Origin of the sequence: Enterobacter cloacae complex sp. SHL020, assembly GCF_049236945.1 — a bacterium.
GTDB lineage: Bacteria > Pseudomonadota > Gammaproteobacteria > Enterobacterales > Enterobacteriaceae > Enterobacter > Enterobacter dykesii.
The window spans coordinates 1-19631 of the sequence record NZ_JBMKJF010000010.1 but is presented as its reverse complement, the minus strand read 5'-3'; the positions used below and the strand labels follow the sequence as shown (position 1 = coordinate 19631).

General features: G+C 55.3%; 25 protein-coding genes and 1 pseudogene. 19 read left to right on the top strand and 7 right to left on the bottom strand.

Annotated features, from left to right (window positions below; all coding sequences use genetic code 11):
• Positions 1-28: 28 nt before the first annotated feature.
• The gene (gene ygjG, locus ACOTZB_RS19290) at positions 29-1408 is read right to left on the bottom strand and encodes a putrescine aminotransferase (RefSeq protein ID WP_023309267.1); all 1380 of its coding nucleotides are present in this window, start codon (positions 1406-1408) and stop codon (positions 29-31) included.
• A 435-nt stretch (positions 1409-1843) separates the two neighbouring features.
• On the opposite strand from ygjG, the gene ACOTZB_RS19285 reads away from it, so the two are divergent.
• Together ACOTZB_RS19285 and ACOTZB_RS19280 are read left to right on the top strand one after the other, a co-directional pair.
• A complete protein-coding gene (locus ACOTZB_RS19285) occupies positions 1844-3364 on the top strand; it encodes a methyl-accepting chemotaxis protein (protein WP_193805608.1) in 1521 nt (506 codons plus the stop codon).
• Between the two features lie 336 nt (positions 3365-3700).
• Positions 3701-5260, top strand: a complete 1560-nt coding sequence (locus tag ACOTZB_RS19280; RefSeq protein WP_421628212.1) for a methyl-accepting chemotaxis protein — start codon at positions 3701-3703, stop codon at positions 5258-5260.
• Here ACOTZB_RS19280 and ACOTZB_RS19275 read toward each other — a convergent pair.
• Positions 5257-5751 (bottom strand): PadR family transcriptional regulator, encoded by a 495-nt coding sequence (locus ACOTZB_RS19275; RefSeq protein WP_421628211.1) that lies wholly within the window; start codon positions 5749-5751, stop codon positions 5257-5259. The genes ACOTZB_RS19280 and ACOTZB_RS19275 overlap by 4 nt on opposite strands.
• Positions 5752-5898: 147 nt before the next feature.
• On the opposite strand from ACOTZB_RS19275, the gene ACOTZB_RS19270 reads away from it, so the two are divergent.
• Positions 5899-6663, top strand: coding sequence for a siderophore-interacting protein (locus tag ACOTZB_RS19270; RefSeq protein ID WP_421628209.1), 765 nt, complete (start codon positions 5899-5901; stop codon positions 6661-6663).
• On the opposite strand, the gene ACOTZB_RS19265 is transcribed toward ACOTZB_RS19270, so the two are convergent.
• The 5 genes and pseudogenes from ACOTZB_RS19265 to ACOTZB_RS19245 form a co-directional block, all read right to left on the bottom strand.
• Positions 6664-7833: a DNA repair protein gene (locus ACOTZB_RS19265; protein WP_421628207.1), complete on the bottom strand. Its 1170-nt coding sequence runs from the start codon at positions 7831-7833 to the stop codon at positions 6664-6666. It abuts the gene before it with no gap.
• Positions 7834-8038: 205 nt separating this feature from the next.
• Entirely contained in the window at positions 8039-8473 is a 435-nt protein-coding gene (locus ACOTZB_RS19260) for a hypothetical protein (protein WP_421628206.1), read from the bottom strand.
• Positions 8470-8940: a L,D-transpeptidase family protein gene (locus ACOTZB_RS19255; RefSeq protein ID WP_421628205.1), complete on the bottom strand. Its 471-nt coding sequence runs from the start codon at positions 8938-8940 to the stop codon at positions 8470-8472. The genes ACOTZB_RS19260 and ACOTZB_RS19255 overlap by 4 nt, the downstream gene beginning before the upstream one ends.
• 11 nt (positions 8941-8951) lie before the next feature.
• A pseudogene (locus ACOTZB_RS19250) lies at positions 8952-9442 on the bottom strand (Hcp family type VI secretion system effector).
• Positions 9443-9926: 484 nt separating this feature from the next.
• The gene (locus ACOTZB_RS19245; RefSeq protein WP_421628204.1) at positions 9927-10502 is read right to left on the bottom strand and encodes a phage repressor protein CI; all 576 of its coding nucleotides are present in this window, start codon (positions 10500-10502) and stop codon (positions 9927-9929) included.
• Positions 10503-10730: 228 nt separating this feature from the next.
• On the opposite strand from ACOTZB_RS19245, the gene ACOTZB_RS19240 reads away from it, so the two are divergent.
• The 16 genes from ACOTZB_RS19240 to ACOTZB_RS19165 all read left to right on the top strand — a co-directional run.
• The gene (locus tag ACOTZB_RS19240) at positions 10731-11069 is read left to right on the top strand and encodes a DUF5347 domain-containing protein (protein ID WP_421628202.1); all 339 of its coding nucleotides are present in this window, start codon (positions 10731-10733) and stop codon (positions 11067-11069) included.
• Between the two features lie 68 nt (positions 11070-11137).
• Positions 11138-11365, top strand: a complete 228-nt coding sequence (locus ACOTZB_RS19235) for a DUF2732 family protein (RefSeq protein WP_029741400.1) — start codon at positions 11138-11140, stop codon at positions 11363-11365.
• Positions 11365-11586, top strand: coding sequence for a TraR/DksA family transcriptional regulator (locus ACOTZB_RS19230; protein ID WP_023309251.1), 222 nt, complete (start codon positions 11365-11367; stop codon positions 11584-11586). Before ACOTZB_RS19235 ends, ACOTZB_RS19230 begins: the two co-directional genes overlap by 1 nt.
• A 1-nt stretch (position 11587) precedes the next feature.
• The gene (locus ACOTZB_RS19225; RefSeq protein ID WP_421628201.1) at positions 11588-13777 is read left to right on the top strand and encodes a replication endonuclease; all 2190 of its coding nucleotides are present in this window, start codon (positions 11588-11590) and stop codon (positions 13775-13777) included.
• A 109-nt stretch (positions 13778-13886) separates the two neighbouring features.
• Entirely contained in the window at positions 13887-14327 is a 441-nt protein-coding gene (locus ACOTZB_RS19220) for a DinI-like family protein (protein WP_033146693.1), read from the top strand.
• Between the two features lie 179 nt (positions 14328-14506).
• On the top strand, positions 14507-14710 hold the full coding sequence (locus tag ACOTZB_RS19215; RefSeq protein ID WP_047652781.1) for a tail protein X: 204 nt from the start codon (positions 14507-14509) through the stop codon (positions 14708-14710).
• Positions 14701-14922 (top strand): HP1 family phage holin, encoded by a 222-nt coding sequence (locus ACOTZB_RS19210; protein ID WP_029741404.1) that lies wholly within the window; start codon positions 14701-14703, stop codon positions 14920-14922. The genes ACOTZB_RS19215 and ACOTZB_RS19210 overlap by 10 nt, the downstream gene beginning before the upstream one ends.
• A complete protein-coding gene (locus ACOTZB_RS19205; protein WP_421628199.1) occupies positions 14906-15415 on the top strand; it encodes a lysozyme in 510 nt (169 codons plus the stop codon). Before ACOTZB_RS19210 ends, ACOTZB_RS19205 begins: the two co-directional genes overlap by 17 nt.
• Positions 15412-15837: an Rz-like lysis system protein LysB gene (gene lysB / locus ACOTZB_RS19200; protein WP_421628197.1), complete on the top strand. Its 426-nt coding sequence runs from the start codon at positions 15412-15414 to the stop codon at positions 15835-15837. The genes ACOTZB_RS19205 and lysB overlap by 4 nt, the downstream gene beginning before the upstream one ends.
• Positions 15725-15970, top strand: coding sequence for an Rz1-like lysis system protein LysC (gene lysC, locus ACOTZB_RS19195; RefSeq protein ID WP_421628196.1), 246 nt, complete (start codon positions 15725-15727; stop codon positions 15968-15970). Before lysB ends, lysC begins: the two co-directional genes overlap by 113 nt.
• On the top strand, positions 15933-16400 hold the full coding sequence (locus ACOTZB_RS19190; protein ID WP_421628194.1) for a phage tail protein: 468 nt from the start codon (positions 15933-15935) through the stop codon (positions 16398-16400). The genes lysC and ACOTZB_RS19190 overlap by 38 nt, the downstream gene beginning before the upstream one ends.
• A 112-nt stretch (positions 16401-16512) precedes the next feature.
• Positions 16513-17154: a phage baseplate assembly protein V gene (locus tag ACOTZB_RS19185; RefSeq protein ID WP_421628192.1), complete on the top strand. Its 642-nt coding sequence runs from the start codon at positions 16513-16515 to the stop codon at positions 17152-17154.
• A complete protein-coding gene (locus ACOTZB_RS19180) occupies positions 17151-17501 on the top strand; it encodes a GPW/gp25 family protein (protein ID WP_033146688.1) in 351 nt (116 codons plus the stop codon). Before ACOTZB_RS19185 ends, ACOTZB_RS19180 begins: the two co-directional genes overlap by 4 nt.
• 5 nt (positions 17502-17506) lie before the next feature.
• Entirely contained in the window at positions 17507-18415 is a 909-nt protein-coding gene (locus ACOTZB_RS19175; protein WP_421628190.1) for a baseplate assembly protein, read from the top strand.
• Positions 18408-19016, top strand: a complete 609-nt coding sequence (locus ACOTZB_RS19170; protein WP_421628189.1) for a phage tail protein I — start codon at positions 18408-18410, stop codon at positions 19014-19016. Before ACOTZB_RS19175 ends, ACOTZB_RS19170 begins: the two co-directional genes overlap by 8 nt.
• Positions 19013-19631, top strand: a 619-nt coding sequence (locus tag ACOTZB_RS19165) for a phage tail protein (RefSeq protein WP_421628187.1), incomplete at its 3' end; no start/stop codon positions are given. The genes ACOTZB_RS19170 and ACOTZB_RS19165, both read left to right, overlap by 4 nt.

Sequence of the window (19631 nt, the reverse complement as noted above, 5' to 3'; positions counted from 1 at the left end):
ACCCGGCGTTTTTCATGACCGCGAGGAATTACGCCTCTTCCACACTTATTCGCAGAGCTGCCAGCGCTTTACGCGCCGCTTTCAGCACCTGCTCGCACTGCTCAATCGTCAGCGTCAGCGGAGGTTCAATGCGGATGGTTTTCGAGTTGTTGAGCGTCCCGGCCACCAGCACCCGCTGGCGGAACATCTCGCTCGCGAAGCTGTAGCCGGTTTCGTTATCGACAAACTCAATTGCCATCAGCATCCCTTTGCCACGCGCATCCTGCACCAGGTCCGGATACTCCCGGCCTAGCTGACGGAAGCCGTCCAGCAGCATGTCGCCTTTCTGCTCCGCCTGCGCGGGCAGGTTTTGCTCCAGCAGCACGTTGATAGTTGCCAGCGCGGCCGCACAGGCCAGCGGGTTACCGCCAAAGGTGGTGGTATGCAGGAACGGGTTGTCGAACAGCACCGAGAAGACCTCTTCGGTAGCCACCGTTGCGCCAATCGGCATCACGCCGCCGCCGAGCGCCTTCGCCAGGCACAGGATGTCCGGCTGCACGTTTTCATGCTCGCAGGCAAACATCTTGCCGGTGCGCCCCATCCCGGTCTGGACTTCGTCGAGGATCAGCAGCGCGCCAAACTCATCGCACAGCTGACGCACGGCAGGCAGGTAGCCCTGCGGAGGGAGGATCACGCCGCCTTCACCCTGAATCGGCTCCAGGATCACCGCCGCCACGTCATCGCCGGTTTTACGGCATTCACTCAGCACGGTGCGCATGGCGTTAATGTCGCCGAACGGCACGTGGCGGAAGCCCGGCAGCAGCGGCATAAACGGTTTGCGGAAGGTGGATTTGGCGGTAGCAGACAGTGCGCCCAGAGATTTACCGTGGAACGCGCCGCTGGTGGCGATAAAGGTGAATTTCCCGCGCGGCGACTGGTACGCTTTGGCGAGTTTAATCGCCGCTTCGACCGATTCCGTGCCGCTGTTGCTAAAGAAGCTGTACTTCAGTTTGCCGGGCGTTAAGGCCGCCAGCGTTTTCGCGAGCATGGCGCGAAGCGGGTCGAGCAGTTCCTGGCTATGGAGAGGTTGTTTCGCAAGTTGATTCTGTACGGCGGAAACCACAACTGGATTACGGTGCCCCACGTTGAAGATACCAAAACCACCCAGGCAATCGATAAACTCCTGTCCCTGGGTGTCGACAAGCGTGTTAAGACTCCCCGCTTGCCACTCTACGGCTCCGTAATCCCCGCCGGCGGTAACAGATTTGCGATACTCCAGAAAACCTGGATTGACGTGCTCTTTAAAGTAATCGATGACCTCTCGGTTAAGTTGTTTCATCTCCTCATGATCGAGCGTTCGCTTCTCAATGAGATTCAGTGCGTGCGCGGTACAGGCAAGAGCCGAGGCGCTGGAAGGTAACCTGTTCAAAATGTGCTCCCGGGGATCGCGTATCACATGATACTGGTTTAAGTATTGCAGGGATTACGCCACTTCAGATGACTTAACGAAAATCGGGATAAACGCCAGGTTAAAATAATGTTGCACAATATTTAATCATGCCGGAGCAACCGAAACGGGATTTAGCGGTACAGGGAAGAGAGGATAAATGAGGGCGGAAAAGCGCAGCTGCACTAAAGAAGTGCATTCGCTGCGACTTAAGTGGGCATTAACTGGTCATGCTTTATAGGTAATTTCTTTGCGAAAGTATTTGAAATCAATGAATTATAAAATCGTACAAAAAGTATGGTTTAAGTGAAATCTGCGATCTTCATCAAGTTTAACAACTAAAGATAAATTGTTTACCGCCGAAAAAACATTGACCCACAAAATTAACATTTAAATAACCTGCAAGGGATGCCCACGATGTCCTCTCCAACCTATGTCACCCAGAATGAATATCCTCTGGACGATGACACCACCTTAATGTCTACCACAGACGTCCACAGCTACATCACACACGCCAACGACACCTTTGTGCAGGTGAGCGGCTACCAGCTCGATGAGCTGACGGGCCAGCCGCACAATATGGTGCGCCACCCCGATATGCCAAAAGCCGCGTTTGCCGATATGTGGTACACGCTGCAGCAGGGCGAGCCGTGGAGCGGAATTGTCAAAAACCGGCGCAAAAACGGTGACCACTACTGGGTGCGTGCGAATGCGGTGCCGATGGTGCGCCAGGGGCAGGTGACAGGCTATATGTCCATTCGCACCAAAGCCACAGCGGAAGAGATTGCCGCCGTGGAGCCGCTCTACCGGGCGCTGAACGACGGAAGCTGTAAGAAACGTATTCATAAAGGGCTGGTGGTTGGAAAAGGCTGGCTGGGCAAACTGCCGGCTATGCCGCTGCGCTGGCGCGTGCGCAGCGTGATGGCGGCGCTTTTTGCCGTTCTCGCCGCCACGCTGATCGCGACCTCCGCCGGGTGGATGCCGCTCGCCGCAGCCGCTCTGGTCATGCTGCTGGGGACACTGCTGTTTGAGCTGCAGATTGTCCGCCCGGTAGAGAATGTGGCGCGACAGGCCCTGAAGGTCGCAACCGGTGAGCGCAACAGCGTGCAGCATCTGAAACGCAGCGACGAGCTGGGGCTGACGCTGCGCGCGGTCGGGCAGTTGGGCCTGATGTGCCGCTGGTTAATCAATGACGTGTCGAGCCAGGTGGTAAGCGTCCGTGACGGCAGCGACAGGCTGGCGCAGGGAAATGAAGACCTGAACGATCGCACGCGTCAGACCGTGGCGAACGTGCAGCAGACCGTCGCGACAATGAACCAGATGGCCGCTTCCGTTCAGAGTAACTCTGAAACCGCCGCCGAGGTGGATAAACTCTCCGTGGCCGCGAGCAGCGCGGCGACGAAAGGGGGCAACGCGATGCAGACCGTTGTCAAAACCATGGATGACATAGCCGACAGCACGCAGCGAATTGGCTCGATTACCTCCCTGATTAACGATATCGCTTTCCAGACCAATATTCTGGCGCTGAACGCGGCGGTTGAAGCGGCAAGGGCAGGAGAGCAGGGAAAAGGTTTTGCCGTGGTCGCGGGCGAAGTGCGCCATCTCGCCAGCCGAAGCGCCAGTGCCGCCAATGATATTCGTAAACTCATTGATGCCAGCGCCAGCAAGGTGCAGTCCGGCTCTGAGCAGGTTCACGCCGCAGGTCGCACGATGGATGATATTGTCGAGCAGGTGAAAAACGTGACGCAGCTTATCGCCCAGATCAGCCACGCGACCTCCGAGCAGGCAACCGGGCTGTCAGAGTTGACCCGCGCGGTGGCCGAACTCGACAGCATCACGCAGAAAAACGCCGACCTGGTCGAAGAGAGCGCCCACATTTCTGCGATGGTGAAGCACCGCGCCGGACGCCTTAAGGATGCGGTAACTGTGCTTCATTGAGTCAGTAATGTTCTAAAAAAGCCGTTTATTTCGTAAGGAATAAACGGCTTTTTATTTTCTGGTTGTGACTATTAATGTATTTTATTGTTAATTTAATATTAAATAACTAAAGAAAGTACCTCAGTTATTTATCCCTGCCTAAGTCAGTTATCCAGAACGCTATTTCGAAAAATACCCCTCCGGTGGTCTGGTAACGATCGATGGAGCAATATTAATAGCCTATACCTATCCATTGCGACGGTTATGAAATAAAAAAACGATCAAACTCATAAAGTTAGCGAAATCGTTACCGATAACAGCGATCGTCTGAGAAATAATCACATCGATGGAGAAAATATGTTCTTACATGACGTAAAGATCGGCACGAAATTATTTCTGGCGTTTGGGTTCTTTATTGTCCTGATGGCGCTCAGCGCGAGCCTGTCTCTGATAAGCCTGAACCGGGCTAATAACGGGATGCAATCGATTATTACCAGCGATTATCCGACCACGGTAAAAGCGAACCAGTTAATCGATAACTTCCAGGAATTTATTAGCACTCAACAGCTGATGCTGCTGGACGAGCAGGGCACCTATACGGGGCAATCTCAGCAGCGCCTGAAAGAGATCAGCGAGCACATCACGGTGATCCTGGGCGAGCTGAACAACGCGCTGCAGGATCAAAAGTCTCAGCAGGTGCTGGCGGAAATCCGCAGCGTGCGCCAGCAGTATCTGGACTCGCGCTACCGCATTTTGCAGGCGGTGCAGAACAACAATCGTGCGGGTGCTATTCAGGAGATGATGACCACCACCCTCGCCGTGCAGCAGGCTTATAAAGCGAAGGTGAAGGAGCTGATTACCATTCAAAACAGCGAGATGCAAAGCGCTGGCGCGCAGGTGGAAGGGGATTTCAGGTCTAACCGTCTGCTGCTGATCCTGCTCACGCTCTTTAGCGTTGCGGCAGGCAGCATGATCGGCTGGTTTATTGTGCGCGCTATCACTCGTCCGCTCGGCGAGGCGGTGCATTTTGCAAAAGCCATTTCTGAGGGCGATCTGACGGGCAGCATCACGCCACACGGTAAAGACGAAACGGGTCTGCTGCTGCATGCGCTGATGGAGATGAAAACGCGGCTGCTGGACATCGTGCAGCAGGTGCAAACCGGCTCGGAGAATATCTCCAGCGCAGCCGCGCAGATAGTCGCCGGGAACCAGGATCTGGCCGCGCGCACGGAAGAGCAGGCAAGTTCTGTAGAACAGACCGCCGCCTCGATGGAGCAGATCACCGCGACGGTGAAAAATACCGCCTCGCATACCGGGGAAGCGACCAACCTCTCGGCGGATGCGGCCACGGTGGTTAAAAACAACGGCGAGATGATGAAGCAGGTGACCAGCAAAATGCGCCTGATTAACGAGACGTCGAACCGGATGTCCGACATTATCGACCTGATCGACGCCATTGCTTTCCAGACCAATATTCTGGCGCTGAACGCGGCGGTGGAAGCGGCGCGCGCCGGCGAGCACGGTCGCGGCTTTGCGGTGGTGGCGGGTGAAGTTCGCCAGCTTGCCCAGAAGAGCGCGTCGTCTGCCAGCGAAATCCGCGAGCTGATTGAGAGCTCTACCAGCCAGACCCAGGACGGGATGAACCTGGTTGAAAAAGCGAGTGGGCTGATTAACGGGATGGTCGGTAACGTGGAGGAGATGGACGTGATCCTGCGCGAAATCCGCCAGGCAAGCCACGAGCAGACGGAAGGTATCTCGCAGATTAACAGCGCGATTGGCCTGATTGATGCTACCACCCAGCAGAACTCCGCGCTGGTCGAGGAGTCTGTGGCTGCAGCAGCATCCCTTAACGAACAGGCGATGCACCTGAAAGAGCTGGTACGCGTCTTCCGCGTGACCGAGCACGCTCCGGCTTAATCCAGCTGGGAGATCTCGAGCGCCGCGCGGTCAATCACGCCGATAATCTGCTTGAGCTGCGCGTCGCTGAGCTCTCCCTGATTCACCTTCAGGTCTAACACCGCTTTGAAGTTATCCAGCGCCCGCTTCATCTGCGGGTTTTTGCGCAGCTGAAAACCGACGGAACGCGCTTTGATACGTGCCTGTATCTGTTCCAGCTGCTCCCGGTTCTCGTCCAGCCAGCGTTGTCCTTCAGCGTTAATCCTAATCGTCTTACGACCGTTCTCTTCTTCCGTAATGGTGATAAACGTCTGATCCTGAAGATAATCCAGGGTCGGGTAGATCACTCCGGGGCTCGGGGTGTAATTCCCCTGAGTCAGATTCTCGATCTCTTTGATCAGCTCGTAGCCGTGGCTCGCGCTGCGGGTCAGGATATCCAGAATCACCAGCCGCAGATCGCCGTGGCCGAAAAATCGCGGTCGGCGCCCGCCGCCCTCGTGTTCGTGTCGCATAATACTTCCTTCAATTTGATATATCTAAACTATATCTAAGATATATTCAGATGCAATCTAAAAGATCTTGCATTTTTCCTTATTAGTAATCATTATCATTTGAAAATTGATTTAGATATATCGTATTCACCAGAGAAGGGGCTAAAAATGGCATCTACCCGTTACCCACAGCGTGTTCGTAATGACCTGCGCTTTCGCGAGCTGACGGTGCTCCGCGTCGAGCGCGCCAGCGTGGGTTTCCAGCGCATTGTTTTAGGCGGCGAGGCGCTGGAGGGCTTTAGCTCCCGCGGTTTCGACGACCATACCAAAGTCTTTTTCCCGGCCCCGGGTGCGGTGTTTGTACCGCCGGTGGTCACCGATGAAGGCATCGACTGGGGCGACGGCGTACGTCCTCAGGCGCGCGACTATACGCCTCTGTACGATGAGGAAAATCAAGAGCTGGTACTCGATTTCTTCATTCATGACGGCGGCGTTGCCAGCCGCTGGGCGGTCGAGGCGAAAGCGGGGGACAGGCTGACCATCGGCGGCCCGCGCGGTTCGCTGGTGGTGCCGGAAGATTACGCCTGGCAGCTGTACGTGTGCGACGAGTCCGGCATGCCCGCGCTGCGTCGACGCTTAGAGAGCATTGCTAAACTGCCGGTTCGCCCGGAAATTCATGCGGTAGTGACGGTTGGGGACGACTCTTATAAGGACTATCTGGCGCACCTGAGCGAATTCAACATCACCTGGGTTGTAGGCCACAGCGAGCAGGCGGTAGCGGACCATCTGGCGGCGCTGACCGTTCCAGGGGAAGACTACTTCATCTGGCTGACCGGGGAAGGGAAGGTGGTGAAGACGCTGAGCCGTCAGTTTGAAACCGACGCGATTGACCCACAACTGGTGCGTGCCAGCGCATACTGGCACGCCAAATAATCAGGCGGCGGAATCCAGCTGCGCTTCGCTCACCTGATGTTCGAGCGAGGCGCGGACCTCGTGCAGCGCTTTCTCCTGCTGAGCGAAGTACGCTTCCATATTGTTGAGCGACGAGACCAGAAGCCAGGACTCCTCTTTCTCCAGCTCTGCCAGCTCGTTCACTAAAATGTCTATCTGCTCGCGAACCTGCGCCATTTTTTTGCGGATACGTTCCAGATCGTTCAGCCTGTCGCTTGCCATCAATGGCTCAAAGCCCTGCTGCAGGCGGGCCACCAGTGAGCGAATGGTTTTAACGTCACCACGCTGCTTCGCCTGGTTGAGCTGGACCATCATCGCGTTAGCTTCCTCTTTCAGATCGTCCGCCACCAGATCCGGGTGGCAGAGCTTGCTCGCCTGCCGCCAGAGACGCTTCAGCTCGTTCCGATCCTCTTCCGAAAGATCCTTACCCTTGCGCAGCCGCACTTCGGCATCGTGATGCTGCTCGCGATATTTTTCATACTCTTCGTTAGCGTCGTCGCGCGCCTGACGCGCAGGCTCCTCTTCGCGCGTTAAGCCGCTCTCCAGCTCCAGCGCTTCGGACAGCAGGTTGGCAATCAGATTGCTTTGCTGTTCAAGATGCTTGCGCGCCTCAGCGGCCTGCACGGAGTCGGCCGGGAGATCGCGCCAGCGCTGGGTGAGCGTTGCCAGCACCTCTACCGCCTGCGCCATATAGCGCTGGCAGCGACGGTAATCTTCCTCGCGACGACGCGCTTCCGCCTGCTGACGGCGCAGGTTTAGCTCGGCCAGGGTTTTACGCAGGGCGAGGATCTGCTGCATCAGCGGCCCGAGGCGAGAAAAATAGAGATCGTTGAACTCATCAAGCTGTTGCACCCGGGCGTTGCGGCGGTCAATCAGATCGCGCAGACGCTCTTCCAGCGCCTTCAGCTCCAGCTTGCTGGCGGCCACCTGAGGATCGCGCCACTGGGTCACGGCGCGCTGGCCCTGAAGCCAGGCGGTAATTGCCGCCATCGCAGCGGTGTAGTTCTTCTTTTCAAGCGCCACGACGATTGCCTGTAGCTCATCGTCAAACGCTTCATTTTTCAGCCGTGTCAGCTGGCTTTGGATGATGTCGTCATCTTCCAGTTCAATGGCATTTTTAATGATTTCTAGCCGTTTGATCGGTGTGCTCATGATGCCTTTCGCTTTGGCGCTTAAGTATTTGAGTTAAGGTTAGTTGTTGTAAAAGCTACAGGAAATAATACACACGGATGATGATCGGCGCGATGGGGGATTTCTTTAGTTTTGCAGTTTGTGAGGTGGGGAAGTGAGCTGGAGCCTGTAAGGTGGAGGGGGAGGATAGCTCCGTTTCCTGCTCTACCTGTGAAACCACGCTTGGCTATTGGCTTTGTAGTTCCTTCAACGCGCCTTGTGCGGCATTCTCAATCTTATTGCAGAACGCTTTAGCGCCTTCCGGACAGCTATCCACGGTGTTTCTCACGACTTTATCGAGCTCGCGATCGTTCGTGGTAGTATCGATGTGATTAATCATCCATGACTCAAAAGCGCGATCGTTTACAGATAGCTGCATGAGTTGATGGGAGGTCTTCCAGTTGTTGGCTAACAGCCCGACAATAGTCGCTGATATCCCTTCTGCGATATATCCCTCATCACACTGTCTGTAATTTTTGTAAAAAGAATGGACGCCTTGCCAGTCCTGAATGACAGAGGCTGCGTTATCTGCCCTGTCCATTTCTTCAACAGAAGTACAGTCATTTGCATAAGCCACGCGCGATATCACTAACATAATCAAAAACAACTGCATCGTTTTCATATCAAGTTCATTCCCGGTGGGATATAGATATTTTCAAATTTCTGCGTCGCACTCATGGCCGAGCAGGCGCTGTTATTTGATACGGTGATGGTTGAAAGGGAGGATTTGGCCATGTGCTCTTTTATTTTCTTCATCGCCTCATCAGTAGTTCGAATGCATCCCATCGTCGGATGTTCTGGCCCCGGTTTATAACGGCTATGCGCCTGACCTGAATGTACACCTACTCCCGGGTGTCCAGGATAGCTAAATCGAATGATTCCATAAGTCCCATACGAACCATCTTCACTATCGCCTGGGTGTAAATGTGGCTTTGATTTATCCTGTATCTGATATGTGCCGTTACTAATGTGTTTGAATGTGGCTCTGCGATCGACGTTATTATAAGCGGTCCACGTGTCAACAATAGAGCCATCACTACCTAGCAATGAAAGCATATGGGCACAACCATCAAAAGTAAGTCTGGCCATAAATGCCTCCGCTAGGCTGTAGTTCTTTCATTCCATGAATCAGAGTGAATGAGATTGCCATCGACAAATTTCCAGGTGATTTTCTCGTAGCGTAGTTCAACGATTTCCATATGGTTAAGATGCTGGGTGTGCGGATCTTTACAGTTCGCCATTACCGGTGTAACCGAAACGACTTTGACGTTTTCCAAAAACATATTGAAATATTCCTCTTCCAGACCTGCATCGTTTATACGGTACCATTTCATCTCCGCTGATTTCAGAAGCTGCCCGGTAGATACGGCTTTGTACAGGTAGGTCGAGGCGCTATCAAACTCTTTCCCGATAGTAAAAGCACCGTGTACACGTGTTCCTGTTTGTTTTCCTGTATTATCGTCTACAGGGATATGCAGGCCATGCGAAAAGGTGATCACTTCAATACTGCCTTCGCGATTTTGTACATCAGATGACCCTTTGATGGGTCGCCGCCGTCGTCTTTCAGAAATAAATGAGCTGGAATTGGCATGAGTTGGTTTCCAAATGGCTTGTAAATTATTTATACGTTACATTATTATCTTTTTTTAATTTGTAACTTTTTTCTTTTTTTAGGATACGGTAATTAATTTATGGTATGAGGAATGTTGTTTTTATTAGACTGGCGAATGTATTGCGCTCTCTGTTAATGTTTAACGAAAGCCTGGCTCGCTAATGTTTAAACGTAAACAGCAGATATGTTAACCCGGCCATTAGGCCGGGATGTTATTTAAAACGCTATTTGTCTCGCTTGATATTGGGGACATCTCCTAAGTCATTCAATGCACCCGGGAATGTCTTCAACCATGTTGCTACTTTCTGTTTGTTAATATTAACTACGCTCATGCCTTCAAGATAACCCTATAATTCACGTGTATGTTGTGGCGTTTACACTCTCATAGCAGTTACGAAAATTGGTCATTGGTTTGGATAGCGCTCTCAAATCCAACCGCCGGTAGGATTCTCACGACCCACCCTCAATTAACCTCGCTGTAAATCCCCACCACGCGACCCACCGTTTTTATCTCGTCGATACCGCATTCAAACGGAACCTTGCCGCCCGCCACGTGGAGTTTTTTACCCGGCAGCAGCGTGAGGTCGCGGATGCTGGCGGTGCCTTCAATCTCAACCAGCCACAGGCCGTCGGTTAACGATGCTTCTTTTTCAATAAAGTGCAGCTTCCCCTCCGCCCGAACGGCGATGCCGCGAGCCAGCGGTTTGCTAAAGAAACCAGAGTCGATACTCAAAGTGGTATTTTCTTCCAGCCTTCCATCACTCAGTGTGAATGTGGAAACCGAAACCGGATCGCCCGGCGCGGGGTTACCTTCAAACTGTGCTCCTTGTCCGGTCATCAGCCAGCGAAGGCTGGCACCGGTGTCCAGCGCGCACTGAACCGCAAAGTCGTAAGAGACGGTACCGCGCGCGTAGCGGTTCTGAAGCGAGCTGGCGGCGATACTAAAGTGCCGGGCCAGCTGGATTTTCTGGGTGAAACCATATACCTGACAGATTCTATCGAGTAACTCTTCATTATTCACTTGAGAATCTAAAATCAAAATATATTCCTTTGGGTGTTTACTAATACTCATTTGGGTATTAGTATCATTGCAAATTCGGGCAATCAGCGGCAGACGTTGGCAAACAGAGGCTAGTGATTGCAGACATTATCAAAATGGGAATCATGCAGCATGGCATCTGAAATCGCAATCATCAAACGGCGGAAAAAAACCGTGCTCTGCCCGATTTCAGCGCACTAGCGTGCATGAATTTACGCGAGGCGAGATATGGCGATAGAAGCTGCCCGTGCAAGGGTTCCACTAAGCGTGGGGGCGCGTCTTAGCGGGCTTAACCACGTCGCTGAACTGCGCGCCCGATACGGGAGCGATAGCGGAAAAGAGCTGGCGCGGTTTATGGCAGACATGCGCGATAGGCGCGATCCCTGTTTTGAGGAGAACAGCAGGGCGCTGGCCGCCCTCTTTTTCCTGGCGAGATTGCCCGTCGCCCGTCATGAGTGCGAGCTCGGTGAACTAACCACACAGGAGAAAAGGGCGCTGATTAACGCCATGAACCATTTTCGTGCTGTTGTGAGTTTATTCCCTGAACGGCTGACCATGCCGATATAACCCAACCAGAAACCTAATGGCGTAAACCCGCCGGGCATCCTTTTGCCTGAATTTAAGGAGAACGCGTGATGCGAAACAGTGAAAACCGCCCTTATCCAACCGGAAGTGAAGAACTGAAGCGCCTGCTGGCAGAGGCAAAAACAGAGGAACGATGCGCGCGAGCCCTCGCGGTCTCCCTTCGTCTGGAGGCCCTGGCGAGCCATATCTACAAAACCGGCATGAGCGGAGAAGATGTTGCCGAACTGCTGTGCCATGAGGCGGCCCGCTACGAGCGCGAATCCCAGGAGCTGCACTGATGGCCGATTTTATCGATCTTGCGCAGGCGCGCGAGCAGGAAGACAGAGAGCGGTACATTAATCGCGCCCGCAGACGACCCGTATCGCCTTCGCGTTTCCTCTGCGAGGACTGCGAGGCCCCGATACCGGAGGCGCGCCGCATAGCGGTGCCCGGCGTAGCCCTGTGCGTAACCTGCCAGGAGATTGCAGAGATGAAAAATAAACACGTCCGGGGAGGATAAGTTGGCTACGTCATTTGCTTATCCGTGGAATGCCCCACGGTTGGCCGTTGCCAGCCCTTATCTCACCCATGCCCAACAGCAGCGCCGCGATCGCCTTTTCGCGGCGCTGCAGCAGGCAAGAATTTCCCTCTCACAGCAGCCTGAGTGCGTACGCTTCGAAATTTGGCGCACGGTTGACGTCCTCGAACAGCATCGGGGCAGCCCGCAGGCTAACGCCTTTTTGATCCGCTTCTGCAAAAGGATGTTACCTCGCCTGCGGCGGGTCTCCGATCGCTATGCCTGCACAGGCCTGCACGACGAGGCCTCCAGGGCCGTGTTCGACGGCCATTTCGACACTCAGCTTCTGCAATACCTCGCCTCGCGGATGGTCGAACTGGTTGCCCGCTATAACCGCCTTCCGGATATGTCCCGCGCGGACATCGACCTGCTGGCCGCAGATATCGCCAGCTTTATTCGCGGCGAGCTGGCGAATATTAACGATGCTGAAATGGGCGAATACCAGACGCTGTACGTCTGGTATCAGCGCGCAGGACTGATCGCCCGGCAGTTCAACGTGTCGCCTCCGCACTGGGAGCGGGTGTCGAAGACGTTTTTCAACAAAGATGACGTTGCCGCGGCGGTGATCCGCTTGTTTTCCGAGGCGTGGTGGCGCGGGCGCCTGCGTCGTGTCGCGGCTGCCTGGCGCGAACATCTGCAGATTGCCCTCGGCAACGTCAGCAAACGGAGAGCGGCGTATGCGAGCAAACGCTGCGTGACCGAGTGGCGCGAGCAGAAGCGCCGCACGCGCGAATTTCTCAAGGGCATGGAGCTGGAAGATGAAGAGGGCAACCGCATCAGCCTGATTGAAAAATACGACAGCTCGGTGGCCAACCCGGCGATACGTCGCTGTGAACTGATGACCCGCATCCGCGGGTTTGAAAATATCTGTGAGGCGCTGGGCTACGTGGGCGAGTTCTATACCTTAACCGCGCCCGCGCAGTATCACGCGACGCTGAAATCAGGCTTCCCCAACGCGAAGTGGAACGGGGCCAGCCCGGCGGATACGCAAATCTACTTTACCCGCCTGTGGGCGCGTATCCGGGCAAAACTGCACCGGGACGGGCGCCGTATCTTTGGTATCCGCGTTGCGGAACCCCATCACGACGGTACGCCCCACTGGCACATGCTGATGTTTATGCTGCCGGAAGACGTCGAATGCGTTCGCCGGATTATCGGGGATTATGCCCGGCAGGAGGATGCCGTTGAGCTGCAGAGCGAAAGCGCCAGACAGGCGCGCTTTCACGCGGACGCGATCGATCCTCAGAAAGGCAGCGCTACCGGCTATATCGCCAAATACATCTCAAAGAATATCGACGGCTATGCGCTCGATGGCGAGACCGATAACGAAAGCGGCGGGCTGCTGAAGGAGACAGCGTCCGCCGTGTCGGCCTGGGCGGGACGCTGGCACATTCGCCAGTTTCAGTTCATCGGCGGCGCGCCGGTAACGGTCTACCGCGAGCTGCGACGTCTGGCGGATACCGATGCCGCGCGCGGTCTGAGCGTTGAATTTGCCGCCGTCCATGATGCTGCCGACGCCGGGGACTGGGCGGGTTACGTTACTGCGCAGGGCGGGCCGTTTGTACGTCGCGATGATTTACAGGTGCGCACGCTGTATGAGCCGCGCGCCGGGTTTAACCAGTACGGCGAGGAAAGGGTCCGCATCCGCGGCGTGTACGATTCCGCCGTTGGCGCGGGCAGCCCGATTGTAACCCGACTCACGCAGTGGAAAATTGTCCCCAAGCGGGCCGCGGATATTAAGAACGTGCCTGTCTCCTCTCGGAGTTCTGTCAATAACTGTACGCTGACCGATCTTTCTCAATCTCTTAGCCGGCGTGCGAGGCGGGCGTTAACCGAACGCATCAAATTCATCCGCCCTGGCGCTACAGCGTCCGTCGTCTACGCGAGCGACCCGCAGAACGGGGTACCGGAGAAGGTGATCGATGAGATAGGGCTCGCTACCGGGATAGCCATCAGCCGGGCAGAAGCCCTGCATCTGATGGCGGGAGGCATCAGCCGCTTTAACGATAAATGGTGCAGGGGCGCAGCTGACGGATCGCTATTTCCGGCACCGTGTTCTTACCAGCAAAAGGCGCGGAAAATCCTTGAACGTATTGGGTATTTAACGGATCTCTTCGCTCAGAGAACCCGCTAATCTCCATCCATATCATGCACATACCGTGAAGGGTTCTGATTTTTCGCTTCACTCTTTTTATGAATACGTGCTACTGTATGTTTATACAGTATCTCGTGGTGGAGGTTGTGTGGACAGAGAGTTGAACGAGCAGGTCATGATTGAACGAGTCGAGCTGATTGCGCGACTGACGACGGAAGGAACGTGTCAGGAAAGAGATCGTGAGATTGCCCTGAATTTGATTGCTGAGATTGCGCGGGGAAATTTAATCAAGAACAACGCATTTACCGTTGTGTTCTCAGCATCGCCTGTTCCGGAACGAATCAAAAAAGAGGGCAACGTTCGGGTGAACATTACTCTCGATAAAGATCAGCAGATCGATCATGCCGTCGTTGAGGCATTTCAGTGCGAATTGACCCGCAGAATACGCTCCCTGTTTCCGTCATCGCGGGTGAACGTGAAAATCGGATCGGTGACGGGGGTCGAGCTCCAGGGGCTTGAAAAAGAAGCCGATCGCGAGGCGCTGGACGCTATCCTCCGGGAAGTCTGGGAAGACGAGAGCTGGCGCTAGCCCAGCGTTATTACCCGAACGCCACACCCTCATTCAGATTTTGCGCTTTCGTTGACCCACGCTTCGCTGCGCGCGGACGATCTGTTGTGCCCGCGATTGTCCATCTCTCAGCGATAGCGAAAAGCCTGCTGGCCCGGGAAACTCTACAGTACCTGGAAACCGGATGTTGGGAGCGTCTGATGAAAATCTATGCAATGCAGGGGGACACGCTTGATGCCGTTTGCGCCCGCTTTTATGGGCGCACGGCTGGCGTCGTTGAAGCCGTTCTGAAGGCCAATCCTGGCCTCGCGGAGTTAGGCGTTATCTTGCCTCACGGCACGCCGGTAGAGATGCCGGAGGTAAATAGCGCCCCCACAAAAGAATCCATAAACCTATGGGACTGAGCCTGGAGAAAATCACCACGTTTATCGCCTACTGGCTGGCCGTGGCGCTGGCCTGGTTCGGGGCGATGTCTCCTGAAAAAGTCGCGCTGTACGTGGGGAGTCTGTGCGCCATTTTTACCGCATTAACGAATTACTGGTTTAAGCGAAAAACCTGGCGCTATCTCCAGTCTCTTGGCCTCGATAAGAAGAGCATTCGTGAACTCAATCATTAAGCGTTGCAGCGTCGCCGGCGTGCTGGCCCTGGCGGTGCTGATGCCTGACTTTCGATTACTGAAAACGTCCCCGGAAGGATTGGCGTTGATTGCCGATCTCGAAGGATGTCGCCTCTCGCCCTACCGGTGTAGCGCCGGCGTATGGACGTCCGGCATTGGCCACACGGCAAACGTTTTGCCGACGCGGGACATTACCGAGCGTGAGGCTGCGGTAAATCTGGTCGCTGATGTGCTCAACGTTGAGCGGCGTCTGGCGGCGTGTGCACCGGTGGAGATGCCGCCCCGGGTCTATGACGCGCTGGTGAGTTTTACCTTTAATGTCGGCGCAGGCGCTGCCTGCCGTTCGACGCTGGTGTCCTTTATCAAACGTAAACAGTGGCCGCAGGCATGCGGGCAGCTTATCCGCTGGGTGTACGTCAACGGCGTCAAAAATGCCGGGCTGGAAAACCGTCGCGTCCGCGAGAAGGCCTGGTGCATGAAGGGGCTGCCATGAGAACGCTCATGCTGGCGCTGGCCGGACTGCTGGCCATCGCGCTGTGGTTTCGTCATGACAACCTGAACCTGTCCCGTTCCTTAGCCACGGCCAACCGGGTCGCCAGCGAGCAAAAAACGGCCCTTGCCACGCTTAACCAGCAGCTGTCCCTGTCGCAGCGGATGGCCAAAGCAAATGAAAACGCCCAGGTCAGGCTCCGTGAGGAGCTTGTTACCGCGGGCGAGGAGAGGGCAAGACGGGAAGCGACTATCGGGAGATTACTCAATGAAAATGAAGCGTTACGCCGCTGGTATACCGCTCAGCTGCCTGATGCTGTCCGCAGGCTGCACACCCGCACCGCCTGCGCCTCCGCAGCCCATTGTTTACAACGCCTGCCCGAAGGTGAGCCGCTGCCCGATGCCGGGAAGCGAGTCCGCCACTAACGGCGATCTCAGCGCGGATATTCGCAGGCTGGAATACGCCCTTATCGCCTGCGCGCTGCAGGTTGAAACCATCAAAGACTGTCAGGATAAACTCGATGCACAAACTCAAGAGCCTGCGTCAGGCATTAATTGACGCGATCCCCCAGCTGAATGCCAACCCGGAGCGCCTGCAGATGTCGGTCGGCAGCGGCAATATAGACGCCCGCCTGGCCTCCTCGCTCTCCTTTGAAAAACGGTATGCGCTGAACGCGAAGGTCAGCGGCTTCACCGGCGACAGCGAGGGATTTTTTGTCCCGGTGCTGGCCTGGCTGCGGGAAAACCAGCCGGATATTTTTACCCTCGATGACGGACGCAAAAACGGATACAGCTTCGCTATCGTCTCAAACGATGACGATACGATGGATATCAGCATCAGCATGCAATTAACCGAGCGCATTCTTGTTTCCAAGGAACGGGGTGTTCTGCACGCGACGTATTCCCCCGAGCCGCCGCTGCCGGAGCCCGTCACGCGGCCGAAGGCGCTGTACGTCAACGGCGAGCTCGTCAGCCAGTGGGAGGACTAATTTCCCCGCGCTGAAGGCCGCCTGGCGCCTGCCGTCTGGACCGCTTGTTGTATCATCCCGCAGAAAACCCCGTCTCGTTGCTGCCGTTCCTCCTGAACGGCATTCTCTTCTCATGAATACATTAACTTCCATGAACGGCATCGCTCGCGCGATCCGCAATCTTATTCGTATCGGTGTTGTGACCGATGTTGACCTCAACAGAGGGCTTTGTCGTGTCCAGACCGGCGGGATGAAAACCACCTGGCTGAACTGGCTCACCTGTCGCGCGGGACGTTCGCGCGTGTGGTGGGCCCCTTCCGAGGGAGAGCAGGTGCTGCTGCTGGCCATCGGCGGCGAGCTTGATACCGCCTTTGTGCTGCCCGGCATTTTCTCTGACGACCATCCGGCGCCGTCCGGGTCACCTGACGCGTTCCACGTCTCGTTTCCTGACGGGGCGGTCATCGAGTACGAACCCGGTAGCGGGGCGCTGACGGTTGCAGGCATTAAAACGGCCGACATTACCGCCTCTGAATCGCTGACCGCCACCGTGCCGGAGGTGAGGGTGACGTCAACGTCCCGCATCACGCTGGATACGCCTGAAGTGGTGTGTACCAACAGGTTAATTACCGCCTCTCTTGAAGTGCAGAAGGGCGGTGTGATGGCCGGAAATATTGAGCATTCCGGCGGCAAATTCACCTCCAACGGGGTGCAGGTGGATAACCACGCGCACGGCGGTGTGCAAAGCGGCGGAAGCTGGACTAAGGGGACACAATGACGGTGCGTTACAGGGGAATGAACAGGCAGACCGGGCTTAGCCTTTCAGAGGCGGAACACATCCGGCAAAGCGTGCGCGACATTCTGGTCACGCCGATTGGCTCGCGGGTCATGCGCCGGGATTACGGCTCGCTGCTGGCGGCGATGATCGACAGGCCGCAGAGCCCGGCGCTGCGTCTGCAAATCATGGCCGCCTGTTATTCCGCCATCCAGAAATGGGAGCCGCGAATAAGCCTGACGGCCATCACTTTCGAGCGTTCGGAAAACGACGGGACGTTGTATGTCGATATCACCGGCACGCGCCCGACATCCGGACAATCCTTTTCTATCACCATTTCACTGAGTTAAACGCTATGGCTATTGTTGATCTGAGCCAGCTCGCCGCGCCTGATGTCGTGGAGGAGGTGGATTATGAAACGCTGTTGGCAGAACGAAAGGCCACCTTTGTCTCCCTCTATCCGAAAGAGGAGCGAGAGGCGATTGCACGGACGCTGACGCTGGAATCCGAGCCGATTGTGAAGCTCCTGCAGGAGAACGCCTACCAGGAAGTCATCTGGCGCCAGCGGGTTAATGAGGCTGCGCTGGCCGTGACGCTGGCCTATTCTTCCGGTCACGATCTGGACGTTATTGCGGGAAACAATAATACCGAACGCCTGACCATCACCCCGGGCGATGACACTACCATTCCGCCGACGGCTACCGTCATGGAGTCTGATGCCGACCTGCGGCTGCGTGCGCAGCAGGCATTTGAAGGATTGAGCGTCGCGGGGCCGGTTGGAGCCTATGAATATCATGGTCGAAGTGCTGACGGGCGGGTCGCTGATGTTTCGGTTGAAAGCCCTCAGCCCGCATACGTGACGATTTCGGTGTTATCCCGTGAGGGTGATGGTACCGCTCGTCCTGAACTACTGGCGGTTGTTGAAAAAGCGCTTAACGCTGAAACCGTCCGCCCGGTCGGCGATCGTGTAACGGTCCAGTCAGCAGAAATTGTGCCTTACAAGATAAACGCAACGCTCTACGTTTATCCCGGACCAGAGTCTGAACCCATCAGGCAGGCTGCAGAGCAAAGGCTGCAAAATTATATCAGCGCACAGCATCGCCTTGGACGCGATATCCGCCTGTCGGCCATTTATGCAGCACTTCACGTTGAAGGCGTGCAGCGCGTTGAACTGGAATCTCCCCACTCTGACATTGTACTGAGTAAGTCGCAGGCCTCGAACTGTACCTCGTATCAGATAGCGATCGGGGGGTCGGATGAGTGAAAGGCTATTACCCGTTGGGTCCTCACCGCTGGAAATCGCTGCTGCCGCTGCGCTCTCGAATATTGAGCGTGTGCCGGTACCGCTACGCACGTTATGGAACCCCAGCGCGTGCCCGGTGAATTTACTTCCCTACCTGGCATGGGCGCTGTCGGTAGACCGTTGGGATGAGGCGTGGCCGGAGAGCACCAAACGCAGCGTCATTATGTCCTCATTTTTCGTCCATCAGCACAAAGGAACCATCAGCGCATTGCGTCGTGTGGTGGAACCGCTTGGTTTCTTGATTGAGGTGCGCGAGTGGTGGCAGCTCGGTGAGGAGCCTGGCACGTTCCGTCTGGTTGTCGGAGTACTTGATAAAGGCATCACTGACGAAATGTATCAGGAGCTTGAACGGCTCATTGAGGATGCCAAACCGGCAAGTAGACATATGACCGGGCTGGCTATCAGCCTGAGCTCAATGGGAGAGTTTTATGTTGGCGCAGGATGCTATCACGGCGATGCGCTGGCTGTTTACCCCTATACCACTGAGGAACTTATTGTCGGTGGTGATTATTACCCGGCCTCGGCCATCCATTTGATTGATAACCTGAGAGTGAACGCATGACCGCAAAATATTTTGCCATACTGACGAATCAGGGCGCTGCGCGGCTAGCTAACGCGACGGCACTTGGTACGCAACTCAACCTGACGCAAATGGCGGTAGGCGACGCCAACGGAACGTTGCCAACCCCAGACCCGGCGCAGACGAAGCTCGTCAACCAAAAACGCATAGCGCCGCTGAACCTGCTCGCTGTTGACCCAAACAATACCAGCCAGATCATCGCTGAACAGATTATTCCCGAGAATGAGGGCGGTTTCTGGATCCGAGAGATCGGTCTCTATGACGAAGACGGCATTCTGATCGCCGTGGCTAACTGCCCGGAGACATATAAGCCTCAGCTGCAGGAAGGCAGTGGCCGCACGCAGACCATCCGCATGATTCTTATTGTGTCGAGCACATCGTCAATTTCTCTGAAAATTGATCCATCAGTTGTGCTGGCAACGCGTCAGTACGTTGACGATAAAGTTATTGAGGTAAAGGGCTACGCTGATGATCAGATGAAAAAGCATATTGCTGCTGATAATCCGCATAAACAGTACCCTTTAATCGCCAATGCGTTAAAAGAAATTGCCGATGCGGGGTTAAGCGCTGAGGTTCTCAAAAACCTTGGTTTGGGAG

Bases quoted from the DNA above. Each gene is read 5' to 3' on its own strand.
- ACOTZB_RS19285 (WP_193805608.1), top strand. From the start codon at position 1,844: ATGTCCTCTCCAACCTATGTCACCCAGAATGAATATCCTCTGGACGAT.
- ACOTZB_RS19280 (WP_421628212.1), top strand. From the start codon at position 3,701: ATGTTCTTACATGACGTAAAGATCGGCACGAAATTATTTCTGGCGTTT.
- ACOTZB_RS19275 (WP_421628211.1), bottom strand. From the start codon at position 5,751: ATGCGACACGAACACGAGGGCGGCGGGCGCCGACCGCGATTTTTCGGC.
- ACOTZB_RS19270 (WP_421628209.1), top strand. From the start codon at position 5,899: ATGGCATCTACCCGTTACCCACAGCGTGTTCGTAATGACCTGCGCTTT.
- ACOTZB_RS19265 (WP_421628207.1), bottom strand. From the start codon at position 7,833: ATGAGCACACCGATCAAACGGCTAGAAATCATTAAAAATGCCATTGAA.
- ACOTZB_RS19260 (WP_421628206.1), bottom strand. From the start codon at position 8,473: ATGAAAACGATGCAGTTGTTTTTGATTATGTTAGTGATATCGCGCGTG.
- ACOTZB_RS19255 (WP_421628205.1), bottom strand. From the start codon at position 8,940: ATGGCCAGACTTACTTTTGATGGTTGTGCCCATATGCTTTCATTGCTA.
- ACOTZB_RS19240 (WP_421628202.1), top strand. From the start codon at position 10,731: ATGGCGATAGAAGCTGCCCGTGCAAGGGTTCCACTAAGCGTGGGGGCG.
- ACOTZB_RS19235 (WP_029741400.1), top strand. From the start codon at position 11,138: ATGCGAAACAGTGAAAACCGCCCTTATCCAACCGGAAGTGAAGAACTG.
- ACOTZB_RS19230 (WP_023309251.1), top strand. From the start codon at position 11,365: ATGGCCGATTTTATCGATCTTGCGCAGGCGCGCGAGCAGGAAGACAGA.
- ACOTZB_RS19215 (WP_047652781.1), top strand. From the start codon at position 14,507: ATGAAAATCTATGCAATGCAGGGGGACACGCTTGATGCCGTTTGCGCC.
- ACOTZB_RS19210 (WP_029741404.1), top strand. From the start codon at position 14,701: ATGGGACTGAGCCTGGAGAAAATCACCACGTTTATCGCCTACTGGCTG.
- lysB (WP_421628197.1), top strand. From the start codon at position 15,412: ATGAGAACGCTCATGCTGGCGCTGGCCGGACTGCTGGCCATCGCGCTG.
- lysC (WP_421628196.1), top strand. From the start codon at position 15,725: ATGCTGTCCGCAGGCTGCACACCCGCACCGCCTGCGCCTCCGCAGCCC.
- ACOTZB_RS19190 (WP_421628194.1), top strand. From the start codon at position 15,933: ATGCACAAACTCAAGAGCCTGCGTCAGGCATTAATTGACGCGATCCCC.
- ACOTZB_RS19185 (WP_421628192.1), top strand. From the start codon at position 16,513: ATGAATACATTAACTTCCATGAACGGCATCGCTCGCGCGATCCGCAAT.
- ACOTZB_RS19180 (WP_033146688.1), top strand. From the start codon at position 17,151: ATGACGGTGCGTTACAGGGGAATGAACAGGCAGACCGGGCTTAGCCTT.
- ACOTZB_RS19175 (WP_421628190.1), top strand. From the start codon at position 17,507: ATGGCTATTGTTGATCTGAGCCAGCTCGCCGCGCCTGATGTCGTGGAG.
- ACOTZB_RS19170 (WP_421628189.1), top strand. From the start codon at position 18,408: ATGAGTGAAAGGCTATTACCCGTTGGGTCCTCACCGCTGGAAATCGCT.